The 16,825-nt window shown below is 67.3% G+C and carries 13 protein-coding genes, 2 tRNA genes and 1 riboswitch; of the genes, 9 read left to right on the top strand and 6 right to left on the bottom strand.

All coding sequences use genetic code 11. The features are described 5' to 3' along the window. Positions 1-9: 9 nt before the first annotated feature. From ABD810_RS25615 to ABD810_RS25605, 3 genes are all read right to left on the bottom strand, one after another. Positions 10-948: a coiled-coil domain-containing protein gene (locus ABD810_RS25615; protein ID WP_344945498.1), complete on the bottom strand. Its 939-nt coding sequence runs from the start codon at positions 946-948 to the stop codon at positions 10-12. Between the two features lie 34 nt (positions 949-982). Next, positions 983-1,118: riboswitch (cyclic di-AMP (ydaO/yuaA leader) on the bottom strand. A 65-nt stretch (positions 1,119-1,183) separates the two neighbouring features. Further along, a complete protein-coding gene (gene galT, locus ABD810_RS25610) occupies positions 1,184-2,263 on the bottom strand; it encodes a galactose-1-phosphate uridylyltransferase (RefSeq protein ID WP_344945495.1) in 1,080 nt (359 codons plus the stop codon). After that, a complete protein-coding gene (locus tag ABD810_RS25605) occupies positions 2,260-3,060 on the bottom strand; it encodes a DeoR/GlpR family DNA-binding transcription regulator (protein WP_344945492.1) in 801 nt (266 codons plus the stop codon). The genes galT and ABD810_RS25605 overlap by 4 nt, the downstream gene beginning before the upstream one ends. Before the next feature lie 208 nt (positions 3,061-3,268). Here ABD810_RS25605 and ABD810_RS41105 point away from each other — a divergent pair, with 208 nt between their 5' ends. Next, positions 3,269-3,346, top strand: coding sequence for a 50S ribosomal protein bL37 (locus ABD810_RS41105; RefSeq protein ID WP_373869622.1), 78 nt, complete (start codon positions 3,269-3,271; stop codon positions 3,344-3,346). A 15-nt stretch (positions 3,347-3,361) separates the two neighbouring features. Here the strand turns inward: ABD810_RS41105 and ABD810_RS25600 are convergent, their stop codons facing one another. After that, on the bottom strand, positions 3,362-4,723 hold the full coding sequence (locus ABD810_RS25600; protein WP_344945489.1) for a dihydrolipoyl dehydrogenase family protein: 1,362 nt from the start codon (positions 4,721-4,723) through the stop codon (positions 3,362-3,364). Between the two features lie 545 nt (positions 4,724-5,268). Then, positions 5,269-5,339 (bottom strand) — tRNA-Gly (locus tag ABD810_RS25595). A gap of 89 nt (positions 5,340-5,428) precedes the next feature. Here ABD810_RS25595 and ABD810_RS25590 point away from each other — a divergent pair. Beyond that, positions 5,429-5,502, top strand: a tRNA-Pro gene (locus ABD810_RS25590). A gap of 117 nt (positions 5,503-5,619) precedes the next feature. Here ABD810_RS25590 and ABD810_RS25585 read toward each other — a convergent pair. Further along, complete coding sequence (locus ABD810_RS25585; RefSeq protein ID WP_344946390.1) at positions 5,620-6,000, bottom strand: ATP-binding protein; 381 nt, start codon at positions 5,998-6,000, stop codon at positions 5,620-5,622. A 395-nt stretch (positions 6,001-6,395) separates the two neighbouring features. On the opposite strand from ABD810_RS25585, the gene ABD810_RS25580 reads away from it, so the two are divergent. From ABD810_RS25580 to ABD810_RS25550, 7 genes are all read left to right on the top strand, one after another. Continuing rightward, complete coding sequence (locus tag ABD810_RS25580) at positions 6,396-7,265, top strand: helix-turn-helix domain-containing protein (protein ID WP_344945486.1); 870 nt, start codon at positions 6,396-6,398, stop codon at positions 7,263-7,265. Between the two features lie 206 nt (positions 7,266-7,471). Next, positions 7,472-8,839 (top strand): trigger factor, encoded by a 1,368-nt coding sequence (tig, locus tag ABD810_RS25575; RefSeq protein WP_344945483.1) that lies wholly within the window; start codon positions 7,472-7,474, stop codon positions 8,837-8,839. 205 nt (positions 8,840-9,044) lie between these two features. Beyond that, positions 9,045-10,613, top strand: a complete 1,569-nt coding sequence (locus tag ABD810_RS25570; protein ID WP_344945480.1) for a Na+/H+ antiporter — start codon at positions 9,045-9,047, stop codon at positions 10,611-10,613. A 117-nt stretch (positions 10,614-10,730) separates the two neighbouring features. Next, on the top strand, positions 10,731-11,375 hold the full coding sequence (locus tag ABD810_RS25565) for a ClpP family protease (protein WP_344945477.1): 645 nt from the start codon (positions 10,731-10,733) through the stop codon (positions 11,373-11,375). 11 nt (positions 11,376-11,386) lie between these two features. Continuing rightward, positions 11,387-12,031, top strand: coding sequence for an ATP-dependent Clp protease proteolytic subunit (locus ABD810_RS25560; RefSeq protein ID WP_344945474.1), 645 nt, complete (start codon positions 11,387-11,389; stop codon positions 12,029-12,031). A gap of 180 nt (positions 12,032-12,211) precedes the next feature. After that, entirely contained in the window at positions 12,212-13,495 is a 1,284-nt protein-coding gene (gene clpX / locus ABD810_RS25555; protein ID WP_344945471.1) for an ATP-dependent Clp protease ATP-binding subunit ClpX, read from the top strand. A 222-nt stretch (positions 13,496-13,717) separates the two neighbouring features. Further along, positions 13,718-16,315 carry a valine--tRNA ligase gene (locus ABD810_RS25550; protein ID WP_344945467.1) on the top strand — a complete coding sequence of 866 codons (2,598 nt, stop codon included), beginning with the start codon at positions 13,718-13,720 and terminating at the stop codon, positions 16,313-16,315. The last annotated feature ends 510 nt before the right edge of the window (positions 16,316-16,825 follow it).

Below are 16,825 nucleotides of genomic sequence, written 5' to 3'. Positions count from 1 at the left end.
CCGCTGGCTCTAGTACATCGAGATGTGGACGTGGTCGAAGTGGTTCGCCGTGGTCCCGCCGCGGTTGCTCATGGGACGCCAGCCGGGGAAGCCCAGGTTGTAGATCCGCTGCTTGTAGATCACGTACTTCACGCCCAGCTTGCGGCCGTTCTTGATGGCCCAGGCGGAGATCTGGTCGCCCAGCGCGGCCTGGCCGGCCGAGGGCAGCGCGCCGCCGGAGCTCAGCATGAAGTCGCACGCACGGCCCACCGGATGTTCGCCGCTGTTCTCGGGGCGGTAGCAACCGACCGGGAAGTTCAGCGCGAAGTGGCTTTTGACCTGTGCCCGCATCAGGCGGGTCCTGGGGGTGATGTTCTCGCTCCCCGAAGGCAGTTCGGGGGCCCATGCCCCGTTGGCCCGCTTGCCCGGCGCGGTCGGGATGAGCTGGTCCAGCTTGTTCTTGATCTGGCCGATGAGCTTCTCGGCGTCCTTGCGCTGGCCGGTCACCTCGACGACGTCCTGCCGCAGCTGTTCGGTCAGCTTGGTCGCGTCGTCGGCGGCCTTCTTGCGGGTGTCTCGCGCCGACGTGTACCCGGCGATCTTGGCGGTCTGCTCGGCTTGGAGCTGCTGCAGCATGGCGGCGTCGCCGTATCCGGGGGACATGAGCTCGCCCACCATGCCGAGGCCGCCCGCCTGGTAACGGAGCTGGGCGATGTCACCGACCTGACCCTGCGCGGCCGTGAGCTCCTTCTCGGCGGATCCGAGGCGTTCTCGTGCCGATTTCTCGGCCGACTTGGCCTTGGCCACGGCGACGCGCTTGGCGTTGTACTCGGTGATCAGCTTGTCGACCTTCTTGCCGAGCGAGGCCAACTGCGACTTGAGTTGTTTCTCTGTGGGTTTGGGTGCCGCGTTCACCGCGGGCACGGGGCCGAGCAGGAGGCCGGCCATGGTCAGAACGCCGACGGCCACGGAGGCCTGGCGGCGGGAAGTCGGGGGCAGAGCCCGCTCCTCTCCATCTGCCGACCGGGTTAGCTGACGGGTTCGGGCCGGAGTCGCCCTACCACGATGTGGATTCACCCCAAGAACCAATGGGTCCCCGGTTCCCAGGCGGGGCACCCGGGATTAGGCACACCGGCTGCTACAGCCGGTGTGGGATGGATAGTAGTGGTAAAGGCATGTTTATGGCGACTTGGGGCGCTGTTGACTACCGGATCTGCTGCGCCCTGAGCAGGCGAGCCGCCTCCTCGGGGAGAACGTCGTTCACGAAGGCGCCCATGGCGGACTCCGACCCGGCCAGATACTTCAGCTTCTGCGGCGCCCGCCGGATGCTGAAGAGCTCGAGATGCAGGTAGGAGAGGTCGCGGCCGGTGCGGACCGGGGCCTGGTGCCAGGCCGCGACGTACGGCATGGGCACGCCGAACAGGCCGTCGAGCCGCCGCAGCACATCGGTGTAGAGAGGGCCGAAGGCGGCCCGCTCCTCGTCGTCCAGCGCGTTCAGGTCGGGAACCTGGCGGTTGAGGTAGACATGGACCTCGAACGGCCACCGGGCCGCCGCGGGCACGAACGCCGTCCAGTGGTCGTTCGACGCCACTACGCGGGTCTCGGCCTTCCGCTCGGCCGCCAGCACGTCGGCGAACAGGTTGCTTCCCGTCCGCTCCTGGTACCTCTCGGCCGAGGCCAGCATCTGCCGGGTCCGCGGGGTCACGTAGGGATAGGCGTAGATCTGGCCGTGGGGGTGGGACAACGTGATCCCGATCTCGGCGCCGCGGTTCTCGAAGCAGAACACCTGCTCCACACCGGGAAGCGCCGCGAGCTCCGCCGTGCGGTCGGCCCAAGCCTGAAGGACCAGGTCGACCTGCTCGGGCGAGAGCGCGGAGAAGGACGATCCGTGCTCGGAGGTGAAGCACACCACCTCGCACCGGCCAAGGCCGGGCCGTACCTCGCTCAGACCGCCGACCTGCTCGTAGTCACCGGTGTGGAAGCTGAACGAGGGGAAGCGGTTCTCGAAGACGGCGACGTCGTACTCGGGGGAGGGGATCTCGGTCGCCCGGCCCGGCGCCGAGGGACACAGGGGGCACTCGTTGGCGGGCGGCAGGAACGTACGGCTCTGCCGGTGACCGGCGACGGCGACCCACTCGTCCAACAGCGGGTCGTAGCGGAGCTCGGAGGCCGGCGGGCGCGGGGGCAGCTCGCGGGTGTCGACCGCGCTGCGGTCCGCGTCGTCGCGGCGGTCGAAGTAGATCAGCTCGCGGCCGTCGGCGAGGTGGGTCACCGTGCGCTTCACTGGGCCACCGCCTGTGCGGTCGTGGCGGGGTCGACGAGGAGCAGGGTGCCGACCTGGTCGGACAGCGCCGTTGTCGCCTCTTCGGGCAGACCCGTGTCACTGATCACCACATGGGCCTCCTCGAGTTTGGCGATCGTGCTGATGCCAACGGTGCCCCACTTGGTGTGGTCCGCTAGCACGACGAGCTGCTGCGCCGCCGCGACAAGCTCGCGGTCGGTCTCGGCCTCCAGCAGGTTCGGCGTGGTGAACCCCGCTCTGAGGTTCATGCCGTGCACGCCCAGCATGAGCGTGTCGACGTTGAGCTCGCGGATGGCGGCCACGGCGACGGGGCCGACCAGCGCGTCCGACGGCGTGCGTACGCCTCCGGTGAGCACCACGGTCTGGTCGGGACGCCCGGCCCGGTGGAAGACGTCGGCGACCTGGACGGAGTTGGTGATGACGGTCAGGCCGGGGACGTCCACGAGCTGGTGGGCCAGCGTCCAGGTCGTCGTGCCGGCCGACAGCGCGACGGAGGTGCCGGGGCGCACGAGCTCGGCGGCACGGCGGGCGATGGCCTCCTTCTCGGGCTGCTGGCGCACGGACTTGGCGGCGAAGCCGGGCTCCTCCGTCGAACCGGTGCCCGTGGCCGTGGCGCCACCGTGCACCTTCTCGATCAGCCCACGCTCGGCCAGGACCTCCAGGTCGCGGCGGATCGTCATATCGGACACCCCGAGCTCGCGCACGAGGTCGGAGACCCGTGCGGCGCCGTTCCTGCGAACACGCTCGAGGATCGCCTGCTGCCGTTGCTGGGCCAGCATCGCCTCTCCTCTTCAACAGATTCAAACAAATTATTGCACGTTACTACCACAGCAATGTTTGAACATGATGGCGGCAGCGGGCGAACCGGCGACACCGGGGTAACGACAGGGCCACCGCAGGGCCCGCCCGGGTCTCAGGTTGGGCCTTGTACGCGACCGGCCGCCCGGGCAATGTGGGTGCACGAACCGTACGCGAAGGGACTGCGAGATGGCCAGACGCGCGCGCAAGAGCCGGGCACGCAAGAAGAGGAAGGCCAACCACGGCAAGCGGCCGGCGTCGCGCTGACCGTGCCTGAGAGCGTCAGGGCCGGCCGAGCTGCCCGAGCGTGTCCTCGACCGCCCGGTGGAACGTCGGGTAGGCGTAGATCATCCTCTTGAGCTCCTCGATCGGCACCCGCGAGTGCACGGCGAGCGTCAGCAGGCCCAGCACCTCGCCGGCGTACGGCCCCGCGCACGTCGCCCCGACCAGGACGCGCTCGTCCGCGACCAGCTTGATCAGTCCGTCGGCGCCGTGGATCCAGCCGCGGGCGGACGAGGAGACCTCGGTGGTCGCGACGCGGACGGCGATGCCCTTCTCGCTCGCCTGACGCGCGGTCATCCCCACCGAGCCCACTTCGGGATCGGTGAAGGTCACCCGCGGCACGGCGTGGTAGGCCGCAGCGGGCCCCTGCTCGCCAAGGACGTCGGCCAGCGCGATCCTCGCCTGGTACATGGCCATGTGGGTGAAGGCACCCTTGCCGGTCACGTCGCCGAGCGCCCACACGCCGTCGGCGGCGCGCATGTGCTCGTCCACATCGATCGCTTTGGCGGACTCGTCCAGGCCGATGACGCCCACGCCGAGGGCGGCCAGATCGGTCTGGCGCCCGGTGGCGACCAGGAGCCTCTCGGCCCGGTGGCTGCCCTCCTCGGTCATCACCGTGAAGGCGGCTCCATGGTGGTCCACCCGCGTGACCTTGGCGCCCGTATGGACGCTCATCCCCTCGCGGGTGAAGACCTTCGCGATCAGCTCGCCCGCCTCGGGCTCCTCCTGGGGGAGCATCCGCTCGGCGCCTTCTATGACGGTGACCTCGGCGCCGAAGCGGCGGAACACCTGGGCCAGTTCGGCCCCGACCGCGCCCGCGCCGAGCACGATGAGCGACTCCGGCACCTGCTCGGCCTCGATCGCCGCGTGGTTGGTCCAGTACGGCGTGCCCGCGAGGCCGGGGATCGGCGGCACGGAAGCGTGGGTCCCGGTCGAGATCACGACGCCGCGCCGGGCGCGCAGCACGCGCGTGCCGTCGACGGTGACCTCTCTCGGCCCGGTGAGCCTGCCGCGGCCGCGTACGAGCGTCCCGCCCTTGTCGGTGAACCGGTCCGCGGCCACCTTGTCGTTCCAGTGGTCGGTGGCCTCTTCGCGGATGCGCCGTGCCACGGGAGCCCAGTCGGAGACGACGGCCGCCTGACCTGCCATGCCGGGGATCCGCCTGCCCTCGGCGAGCAGATCGGCGGCGCGGATCATCATCTTCGACGGGACGCAACCCCAGTAGGGGCACTCACCGCCCACCAGATCGGCCTCCACCCCCGCGACGGCCAGCCCCGCCTCCGCGAGGCGCCCGGCGACCTCCTCCCCACCCGGTCCCAGGCCCACGACGATGACGTCGAACTCTTCCGCGTACACAGCCATGGCCCTTCTCTGCCCAAGGGAAAACGGGTCAACACGGAACCACGAAGAACGGAACTATGCCGGACCGAGCCTCCGCACGTAGTGAACCCCCGACATGTCCTTGATCGACTCACCCATATGGCTCGCCGGCGGGCAGCCGGGATCCGGCTCGCCGCAGAGTCCCACAGCGAAACCGCGCTGCTCGGGCCATGGGCCATCGGGGGGAGGAGAAAGCGGCCTGCGGGACAGGTCGCGAAGGTACCAGGCACCGCCGCCTGACCCGCCTAGCAGCACGAGCACCGCCAGGCTCGCGAACAGCAGCCGGCGATGAGCGAAGACCCACGAGCGTAACCACGAATACCGGGGAGAGTCGCTTCCGAACGATAACTCCTCGGCCTCTGGGGATCCGGTCGGCGTATTCACGCCCCCACTCTTCCGATCTCCCTCATCGCCGGTCAACTGCCCTGGATCCCATGCGTGCTGGTCCGCCACACCAAAAAGCAGGCCGTTGAAGAAGTAAGGCCCAGGTCGAGGATCATGTCCTCTACCTGGGCCTTTGTCGTGAGAGCGGACGACGGGAATCGAACCCGCGTAGCCAGTTTGGAAGACTGGGGCTCTACCATTGAGCTACGTCCGCGCGAGCCGGTCGCCGTCTGGTCTAGACTGCATCCGGTCGTCAGGACGTAAGAGTACCGGAGATTCTGAGTACGCGAGTGGCCTGACGTACGGGGTGTAGCGCAGCTTGGTAGCGCGCCTGCTTTGGGTGCAGGAGATCATCGGTTCAAATCCGGTCACCCCGACACACCGATATCCGGCTCCGCCGCCGAGCGGAGCCGGCGGCCTTTCCGGTCTCTCCCGCAGTCGATATCGGCGCCCGCTGCACGGTCGTCGGCACGTTCGTCGCGCCGGTGCGGCTGTCAGCGGTCGCCGCGGAAGAGCGCCCAGACGGCCTTGCCGCCGTCGTCGAGCGCGTCCCAGCCCCAGCACTTGCTGTAGGTCTCGACGATGTACAGGCCACGCCCGTGCTCGGACACGAAATCCGGCTCCTTGGGCCTTGGGATCTCGTCGCTGGGATCCGACACCGCGAGCAGGACGTGGGGCGACAGGAGAAGGAGCATCAGCGTGATGGGATGCTCTTCAAGGTGCCGTGCGGAGTAGCTCGCGTAGCGCACGGCGTTGGTCACCAGTTCGGACACCACGAGCGAAACGTCGTCGCCCAGTTCCGGAAGTCCCCATTGCCGCAGGGTGGTGCGGGTGACGTCGCGGGCCGTTTTCACCGAATCGGCCTGAGGGCGCAGGGGACAGGTAGTGGAGTCCTCGCCACCGCTTGACCGTAATAGTCGTCCAAATCCGACTTCACGGGTTACTTCGAGGCAGTGGGCCGCGGATACGGGCTCCAGCATCCTGCTGATACCTCCCGCTGTCATTGTGAGTCTCCGCAGCCAGTCGTCTCATTTGTGAGTTAGTGCACGTTTAGCCCAATATGCACTAGGCCATCATGGGTCAGTATTGCCGCTCCGTGCAAGACCCAAATGCACGTGCAGGTGCGTCGTGCAGACGCATGAACCCGCACAGACGTGACATGCGGGACGCGCCGCCGCGACGCGTGAAAGGGGCGCGCGGATCAGACCTTGTCACGAGGGCCGGAAGTGGTGACACTGTGTTGGCTGGCCCGAGTAGATAAGGAGGCCGCATGACTCCGTTCCAGCCTGGAGCCGGTCCCACGGCCCTCCGTATCCTCTTGGGCTCGCAGTTGCGCCGTCTCCGCGAGCAGAAAGGCATTTCGCGCGAGGAGGCCGGTCATCTGATCCGCGGTTCCGAATCCAAGATCAGCCGGATGGAACTGGGACGGGTCGGATTCAAGGAACGCGATGTGGCGGACCTGCTCTCTCTATACGGCGTTGGGGAGGGGGAGGCGCGGTCGGCCGTGATGAACCTCCTCGAAAGAGCGAACGAGCCAGGCTGGTGGCACCGGTTCAACGACCTCCTGCCCTCATGGTTCCAGGCGTACGTGGGCCTCGAGGAGGCCGCGTCACGAATCCGCACCTACGAGGTGCAGTTCATCCCCGGCCTGCTGCAGACCAAGGAGTACGCCCGCGCGGTCATCACCGCGGGTGCCGCGGGCGTCGGGGCGGCCGAGATCTCCCGCCGGGTCGACCTGCGGGTGGAGCGCCAGCGTGTCCTCGATCGCCCCGACGGGCCGGTGTTCTGGGCGGTCATCGACGAGGCCGCCCTGCGGAGGCCCATCGGTGGCACCGAGGTGATGCGCGGGCAGTTGGAGCACCTGCTCGAGCTCCTGCGGCAACCGAACATCACGATTCAGGTGATGCCGTTCAGCTTCGGCGGGCACAGTGCGGAGGGCGGCGCGTTCAGCATCCTGCGCTTCCATGACAACGAGCTTCCCGACGTGGTGTACGTCGAGCAGCTGGCGAGCGCTCTCTACCTGGACAAACGCGAGGAAGTGGACCGTTACAGCGAAGTGATGGAACGGTTGTGCGCCGTGAGCACGACGCCGGACGAAACGGTCGATATCCTGCAGAAGATCATTTCTGAAAGATTCTGACGCCTGTCGATGACGCCGAAGGTGTCGGCCTGCTCTAGACTGGCATGCGGCGCTGGACACCCGCCACATTTGAGCACGCCCAGATTGTTGTGCCCGTTGGCCTGTGCACTGAGCCGCCCATGTGGGCGCGGCGCGCGAGCATGTCGCGGAAGCCGTACGGCATGACGCGCCCGCGATCACCGAAGCTTGATCAAGGAGACCACCCCGTGAAGACCGCTGTCGAGGAGCTCAGCCCGACCCGGGTCAAGCTCACCGTCGAGGTGCCGTTCGAGGAGCTCGAGACGAGCATGCAGGCGGCGTACAAGAAGGTCGCGCAGCAGGTGCGCGTGCCCGGCTTCCGCCCCGGCAAGGTTCCGGCCCGCATCATCGAGCAGCGCTTCGGCCGCGCGGTGGTTCTGGAAGAGACCCTCAACGACGCACTGCCCAAGCTGTACGGCCAGGCCGTGGACGAGAGCGACGTCTTCCCGGTGAGCCAGCCCGAGATCGAGGTCACGAAGATCGACGACGGCAAGGAGGTGGAGTTCACCGCTGAGGTGGACGTCCGCCCGGCCTTCGACGTTCCGGCCTACGAAGGCATCGAGGTGACCGTTCCCTCGGCCGAGGTCTCCGACGAGGACATCGACACGCAGATCGACGCTCTGCGCCAGCGGTTCGCGACGCTGACCGGCGTCGATCGCCCCGCCGCCAACGGCGACTACGTCGTGATGGACCTCTCCGCCACGATCGACGGCAAGAACATCGAGGAGCAGCAGGCCTCCGACGTCTCCTACGAGGTGGGCGCCGGATCGGTCCTCGAGGGTCTCGACGACGCGCTGGTCGGCATGGCCGCGGGCGACGAGAAGACCTTCACCACGACGCTCGTCGGCGGCGAGAACGCCGGCGAGGAGGCCGAGGTCTCCATCAACGTCAAGAGCGTCAAGGAGAAGGTGCTTCCCGAGCTCGACGACGAGTTCGCCGGGCTCGCCAGCGAGTTCGACACCCTCGAGGAGCTGCGTACCAGCATCCGCGAGCAGGCCCGCCGCAACAAGCTCGTCGACCAGGTCGTACAGGCGCGTGAGAACGCCCTGGAGGCCCTGCTCGACAAGATCGACATCCCGCTGCCCGACAGCGCGCTCAAGGCCGAGCTGGACGCTCGCAAGCACAACCTCGAGCACCAGATCGGCGAGAGCGGCCTGAGCCGCGAGGCGTTCTTCCGGCTCTACCAGACCACCGAGGAAGAGCGGTTCGCCGAGTTCGACGAGAACTCCCGCAAGGCGCTCAAGAGCGGCTTCGTGCTCGACAAGATCGTCAAGCAGGAGGACCTCGGGGTCAACGAGCAGGAGCTGACCAACTTCGTGGTGCGCCGCGCCATGCAGATGGGCGTCGCCCCCAACACGCTCGCCCAGCACCTCGCCGACAACGACCAGCTCACGCTGGCGATGGTCGAGATCGTCCGTGACAAGGCCAAGACGGTCATCGGTGACGCCGCCAAGGTGACCGACGACGCGGGCAACGAGGTCGACCTCAAGGCGATCTACACCGAGCTCAACGAGGCCGAGGCCGACTCCGACGAGGCGGCCCAGCCCGCCGAGTGACCTCCGATCGCTGACGGTGCCGCTCGACGGTGCCGTCCGTGACGTCGACGATGCCCCTGCCGTGTCCTCACGGCAGGGGCATCGTCGTTCTCCTCCTGAGCAGGGCTTGTAGGGCGCATACAGACTTCCTTAGCCTCGCTTTGAGGTGAATATTGCTGGATGCCGGGCAACTCTCGACTGTGAAGGCCGGCACGCAGGAAATCCGATGATCGAGGAGTACCTCGTCATCGGAGTGGCCATCGCGTTGATCATGCTCGCCGGACGGGGGCTCGCGCGGTGGGCGGGCATTCCGCAGGCCATCCCGCTGGTACTGCTGGGAGTGGCCGCCAGCCTGGTGCCGGGCATGTCGAAGGCCGTGGTGGCGCCCGAGGTGGTCCTGAACGTCTACCTGCCGCTGCTGGTCTACCGCGCCGCCTTCCTGACCGCGCCTCGCGAGGCGAAGGAGGACGCGGTGCCGATCTCGGTCATGGCCTTCGGCCTGACCTGCGTGACCGCCCTCGCCGTCATGCTGGCGGTGCACCTGGCCGTGCCGCGGCTCGGCTGGCCGGCGGCGCTCGCGCTCGGCGCGGCCGTCTCTCCCACGGACCCTGTGGCGGCGACGTCCATCATGCAGCGGCTCGGCGCCCCGCGCCGCCTGGTGACGATCCTGGAGGGCGAGAGCCTCGTCAACGACGCCGTGGCCCTCACCCTGTTCGGTCTGGCACTCACCGCGCTCTCCAAGCCCGTCACGGCCGCCGACGGGGCGGTGCTACTGCTCCGCATGGTCGCGGGCGGTGTGTTGTACGGCTTGGCGGTCGGCTGGGTCATGGCACGGCTACGCCTCCAGATCAAGGACAGCGGTGCCCAGATCGTGATCTCCCTGATCACACCGTTCATCGCCTACCTCCCGGCGGAGCATTTCGGGCTCTCGGGAGTGCTCGCCACCATCACCACCGGCTTCTACCTCGGCACGCGCGCGCAGGGGCTGCTGCCGCCGGCATCCCGGCTCACCGGTACCGCGTTCTGGGACATTTTGGTCTTTCTCCTGGAGTCCAGCCTGTTCGTCCTGCTCGGACTGAAGATCCGCCAGGTGATGACCGATGTGTCGGACTACTCGGTCGTTTCGCTGATCTGGACGGCCCTGGTCGTCGTCGCCGTCATCACGCTGCTCAGGCTGCTGTGGACGATGGCGGTGTTCCCCCTGGCCAAGTGGCTTCCGGGCAGGCACCTGTCGTTCGACCGGATCGCCCGTGCCGAACGCCTGGTGATGGGGTGGGCGGGAATGCGCGGCGCGATCACGCTCGCGGTCGCGCTCTCGTTGCCGCTGACCGTGCCCAACCGGCCCCTGCTCATCTTCCTCGCCGCGGTGGTGGTCCTGACGACCTTGCTGGGGCAGGGCACCACGCTCGCGCCGCTCCTGCGCCGTCTCGGCCTCGGTGAGTCGGAGAAGTCGGTCGTCGAGGAGGCCACCGCTCGGAAGGCGACCATGGAGGCGGCCCTGGCCCGGCTCGACCAGCTCAATGCGGATGGAAAGGTCGACGACCACAAGGCCGACGTCTTCCGCCAGGTGCTCGAACTTCGTCTCAACACGGTACGCCAGCTCCTCGGCGACGAGGACGGGAGTGAGACCCCGGGCGACACCGGAACCCGGGGGCTGCGCAAGCAGCTCATCCGCGCCCAGCGTGAGAAACTGGACGAGCTTTACTCCAGCGGCGAGATCGGCGCCGAGACCCAGCGCCGCCTTCTCCACGAGCTTGACCTGGAGGATCGCCGCCGCGCGTCGGGGCCCCATTGAACCCCTAGGCACCTGCGCCGTCAGCGAACAGTGTCGAGACGGGGTCTGACCGGTCGGTGCCGCGCGTTAAGGTCACAAGCACAGCCCATTGATTACGACGCATCGGAAGGTGACGCTGTGACCAGCCCGCCGACCTCTTTCCAGCCCACCAGCTTCGGGCCGGAGTCGCGTGGCCGTGAGAACGGCTCGTTCCGGCTAGAGGACCAGCTATACAACCGTCTGCTGCGTGAGCGCATCGTGGTGCTCGGCACCCAGGTGGACGACGAGGTCGCCAACCGCATCTGCGCCGAGCTCCTGCTCCTGGCCGCCGACGATGCCGACCGGGACATCTGGCTCTACATCAACTCTCCTGGCGGCTCGGTGACGGCCGGCATGGCGATTTACGACATGATGGAGTATGTGCCGAACGATGTCTGCACGGTCGCCATGGGTCTCGCCGCCTCGATGGGGCAGTTCCTGCTGTGCGCCGGGGCGACGGGCAAGCGTTACGCGCTGCCGCACGCTCGCATCATGATGCACCAGCCTTCTGGCGGCATCGGCGGCACCGCCGCCGACATCGCGATCCAGGCCGAGCAGATGCTGTACGTCAAGAAGACCTTGGCCGAGCGCATCGCCCACCACACCAACCAGCCGCTCGAGCAGATCGAGAAGGACTCCGATCGGGACCGCTGGTTCACGGCCGAGGAGGCCAAGGACTACGGCTTCATCGACCATGTCGTGCGCAGCGCGCGGCAGGTGCCCTCTGAGGGCGCCGTCTCCTGAAGGGGCAATTCGTGAGTGATCTGATCCGGCCGGGAGACATCAACGGCCGCTACATCATCCCTTCGTTCGTCGAACGCACCACGTACGGCGTCAAGGAGATGAACCCTTACAACAAGCTCTTCGAGGACCGCATCATCTTCCTCGGGGTGCAGATCGACGACGCGTCGGCGAACGATGTGATGGCCCAGCTCCTGACGTTGGAGTCACTCGATCCCGACCGCGACATCAGCATCTACATCAACTCGCCCGGTGGCTCGTTCACCGCGATGACGGCGATCTACGACACGATGCAGTTCGTCCGCCCGGAGATCCAGACGGTCTGCCTCGGCCAGGCGGCGTCCGCCGCGGCCGTGCTGCTGTCGGGTGGCACGGCGGGCAAGCGCTTCGCGCTGCCGAACGCTCGTGTCCTGATCCACCAGCCCTCCACCGAGGGCGGCGGCCAGGGCAGCGACATCGAGATCCAGGCGCGCGAGATCCTTCGGATGCGTTCGCTCCTGGAGGAGATCGTGGCCCGGCACTCGGGCAAGGCACCCGATGAGGTCCGCCGCGACATCGAGCGCGACAAGATTCTCAACGCCGCTGAGGCCAAGGAATACGGCCTGATCGACGACATCATCCCCTCACGGAAGAAACGCGCCCAAGCCGTGGCTTCCTGAGGGCGCTGATCGCACCGGAACGGTGCCCAATTGGGCACGTTCCGGTGCGACTCACCGCTAGGGGGCGCACTGAGGGCCCGGAAGACGGTAACGTCGAAACCTGAGCGGGATGACTTTTCGGACCGAGTCCGCAAGATTCGGATCGCGGAGCAGGCGGTCCCACGCAAAGGAGTATCTGGGGTGGCACGCATCGGCGACGGCGGAGACCTGCTGAAGTGCTCGTTCTGCGGGAAGAGCCAGAAGCAAGTCAAGAAGCTCATCGCCGGACCAGGCGTCTACATCTGCGATGAGTGCATCGATCTCTGCAACGAGATCATCGAGGAGGAGCTTTCCGAGTCCTCCGAGCTCAAGTGGGACAGTCTTCCCAAACCGAGAGAGATCTACGAGTTCCTCGACGCCTACGTCATCGGTCAGGACCAGGCGAAGAAGGCGCTCTCGGTGGCGGTCTACAACCACTACAAGCGGGTGCAGTCCGGCGAACGCGGCCGAGACGATGGTCTGGAGCTGGCGAAGTCCAACATCCTCTTGCTCGGCCCGACGGGCTCGGGCAAGACCCTGCTCGCGCAGACACTCGCGAAGATGCTGAACGTGCCGTTCGCCATCGCGGACGCCACGGCGCTCACCGAGGCCGGATATGTCGGCGAAGACGTCGAGAACATCCTCCTCAAGCTGATCCAGGCCGCTGACTACGATGTCAAGAAGGCCGAGACCGGCATCATCTACATCGACGAGGTCGACAAGATAGCCCGCAAGAGCGAGAACCCGTCGATCACCCGCGACGTCTCGGGCGAGGGCGTGCAGCAGGCACTGCTGAAGATCCTCGAAGGCACGACGGCCTCGGTCCCGCCGCAGGGCGGACGCAAGCACCCCCACCAGGAGTTCATCCAGATCGACACCACCAACGTGCTGTTCATCTGCGGTGGCGCCTTCGCGGGCCTCGAGAAGATCATCGAGTCCCGCATCGGCAAGAAGGGCATCGGGTTCAACGCGATCATCCACTCGAAGGATGACATCGACGCGTCCGACATCTTCGCCGACGTCATGCCCGAGGACCTGCTGAAGTTCGGCATGATCCCCGAGTTCGTCGGCCGCCTCCCGGTCATCACCAGCGTGCACAATCTCGACCGTGAGGCGCTCATCCAGATCCTCACCGAGCCGAAGAACGCCCTGGTCAAGCAGTACCGCCGGCTGTTCGAGCTCGACAACGTCGAGCTTGAGTTCACCGACGACGCGCTCGAGGCCATCGCCGACCAGGCCATCCTGCGTGGCACCGGAGCCCGAGGGCTGCGCGCCATCATGGAGGAGGTTCTCCTCTCGGTGATGTACGAAGTGCCTTCCCGGCAGGATGTGGCCCGCGTGGTCATCACCAGGGAGTCGGTGCTGGAGCACGTCAACCCGACCCTGGTGCCTCGCGACCAGCTGAACGCCAAGCAGCAGCGCACTCCGAGGGAGAAGTCGGCCTGATCGGCCTCCATTCCTTCCACGACGTCATGTGATCGCGAGCGGCCCGGCCGCTCGCGATCACGGCTTTCAGGCCCGCCGCGAGACGGTCATCGGTCACTTAGCGTGATAATGCTGCACTTATAGTCATGCCTAATGTGCTTTTTGGTTAACGGGCGCGTGTATCAGGGATCAAGGCGGAAGCGCGGTCACGACACGGGCAAGGGGTCGGCCTCCCTACAATTGATGACTGTGACAACGCCTGAGCTGCCAACCCAGTACGCACCCGCTGACGTCGAGACCCAGAGCTACGAGCGCTGGGTGGCGGAGGGCTACTTCACCCCTGATGTAGGCAGCGGGCGAGAGGCGTACACCATCGTGCTGCCGCCCCCCAACGTCACGGGGGTCCTGCACATCGGCCACGCCCTCGACCACTCCATCCAGGACGCCCTCACCAGGCGAGCCCGCATGCGCGGCTTCGAGACGCTCTGGCTTCCCGGCATGGACCACGCCGGCATCGCCACGCAGAACGTCGTCGAGCGAGAGCTGGCCAAGGAAGGGCTCTCGCGCCACGACCTCGGCCGCGAGGCGTTCGTCGAGCGGGTCTGGCAGTGGAAGGAAGAGTCGGGCGGTCGCATCCTCGGGCAGATGGCCAAGATCGGCGATGGCGTCGACTGGTCCCGCCAGCGGTTCACCATGGACGAGGGACTTTCCCGGGCGGTCCAGACCATCTTCAAGCGCCTGTTCGACGACGGCCTGATCTACCGGGCCGAGCGCATCATCAACTGGTGCCCGCGCTGCCTGACCGCGCTCTCCGACATCGAGGTCGACCACTCGGAAGACGAGGGTGAGCTGGTCTCCATCCGGTACGGAGAGGGGGAGGCGTCCATCGTGGTCGCCACCACCCGGGCCGAGACCATGCTGGGGGACACGGCCGTGGCCGTGCACCCCGCCGACGAGCGTTACGCGCACCTGATCGGCACGTCCGTGGAGGTGCCCCTCACCGGGCGGCTCATCCCGGTCGTGGCCGACGACCACGTCGACCCGGCGTTCGGCACCGGCGCGGTGAAGGTCACACCGGCGCACGACCCGAACGACTTCGAGATCGGGCGGCGCCACGGGCTGCCATCGCTCACGATCATGGATGAGCGTGGCGTCATCACGGCCCACGGCCCCTTCCAGGGGCTCGACCGCTTCGAAGCCAGGCCGGCCGTGGTGGCGGCTCTGCGCGCCGACGGGCGCATCGTCGCCGAGAAGCGCCCGTACCTCCACTCCGTCGGCCACTGCTCCCGCTGCAAGACCGTCGTCGAGCCGCGCCTGTCCCTGCAGTGGTTCGTCAACGTCCAGCCGCTGGCGAAGGCCGCAGGCGACGCCGTGCGCGACGGACGCACGCGCATCCATCCGCCGGAGCTGGCCAAGCGCTACTTCGACTGGGTCGACGACATGCACGACTGGTGCATCTCCCGCCAGCTGTGGTGGGGCCATCGGATCCCGGTCTGGTACGGCCCGGAGGGCGAGGTGCTGTGCGTGGGCCCCGATGAGGAGCCTCCGCCTGGTTACGTGCAGGACCCCGACGTGCTCGACACCTGGTTCTCCTCGGGCCTGTGGCCGTTCTCCACTCTCGGATGGCCGGAGCGGACCGCCGAGCTCGAGCGTTTCTACCCCACCACGGTCCTGGTGACGGGGTACGACATCCTGTTCTTCTGGGTCGCCCGCATGATGATGTTCGGGCTCTACGCCATGGACGGCACGCCGCCGTTCGAGACCGTGGCCCTGCACGGCGTGGTGCGCGACCAGACCGGTAAGAAGATGTCGAAGTCCAGCGGAAACGTCGTCGACCCGCTCGACTGGATCTCGCGGTACGGGGCGGACGCGACCCGCTTCACGCTCCTGCGCAGTGCCGGTCCCGGGTCCGACGTCGCGATCAGCGAAGACTGGGCCGCGGGCTCCCGCAACTTCTGCAACAAGATCTGGAACGCCACCCGGTTCGCACTGATGAACGGGGCCACGGTGGCCGCCGCCCTGCCCGGTCCAGGTGACCTGACCGTCGCGGACCGGTGGATCCTGTCCCGGCTGCAGGCGGTCGTCGGCGCGGTGGACGCCGCGTACGACGACTTCGAGTTCGCCAAGATCTCCGACCAGCTCTACCACTTCGCGTGGGACGAGGTCTGTGACTGGTACGTCGAGCTGGCCAAGATCCAGATAGCGTCGGGCGGCGAGGTGGCCGACCGCACGCGGGTCGTGCTGGGCCACGTCTTCGACGCGCTGCTCCGGCTGCTTCACCCGCTGGTGCCCTTCGTCACCGAGGAACTCTGGAGGGCGTTGACGGGTGGTCCTTCCGTCACGGTGGCCCCGTGGCCGGTGGTCGAGGGCGAGTACGCCGACCGGGGCGCCGAGGAGGAGATCCTAAGCCTTCAGGAGCTCATCACGGAGGTCCGCCGCTTCAGGTCCGACCAAGGGCTGAAGCCGGGACAGCGGGTCGCCGCCAGGCTCACACTCGGCACCACGGCTCTCGCCGCACACGAGACGGCGATTCGGGCACTGCTCCGGTTGGACGACCCCGCGGAGTCGTTCGCCGCCACGGCGCGGTTCGCCGTCGGCTCCTCCGTTGTCGAGATCGACACCGCGGGGGCCATCGACGTCGCGGCCGAGCGAAGGCGCATGGACAAGGATCTCGCGGCGGCGCGCAAGGATGCCGCCCAGTCGGCCGCCAAGCTGGCGAACGAGCAGTTCATGTCCAAGGCGCCTGACGACGTCGTGGTGAAGGTGCGTGCCAGGGCGGCTCAGGCCGACGCCGACATCGCCCGGCTGGAGGCACAGCTCGCCGCCCTGCCGGCAGGCTGAGCCAGGCGCTCCAGGAGCCCGTGACCGGCTACGGTCGCGGGCTCTCGCGTTGCCCAGGGAGATCCGACACCCCGAATGTTTGGAGGTCCTAGACCCGGGAATAACCACCGGCTGACCCATTTCGTTCATGGCACGGGCGTGCCGGTGCTAGAGTTCTATCTCGCAGGGGAAACCGCGCTCCGCTCGATCGGAACGGAGACTCCGGAGCTGATTCGGCTCCTGGAGGCGTGAGGCGCCGCTGCACTCCTGAAGATCTACCCTGACTTGGGCTGTCGTGTCAGATTTTGACACTGGGCCCGGTGTCAGGTAAGTTCGTGGAGTTGCCCTGGAGACGGGGTGGCCTGAATGCTAGCTGGTTTCGCGGGTCGGATGTCAAGTGTCTGCAAAGGCGCGGTTTTGCTCCGGTCAAGTGAGCTTGGTAGGCTGAGGGCATACGAGATGGAAGCCCCGGAGTTCGGGCCTTGTGGCCTGGGTGATGGTGTACGCGTCCGTTTCTTGAGAACTCAACAG

This window comes from Sphaerisporangium flaviroseum (assembly GCF_039537005.1).
GTDB lineage: Bacteria > Actinomycetota > Actinomycetes > Streptosporangiales > Streptosporangiaceae > Sphaerisporangium > Sphaerisporangium flaviroseum.
The sequence above is the reverse complement of the archived record's forward strand: the minus strand, read 5'-3'. Positions and strand labels throughout refer to the sequence as shown.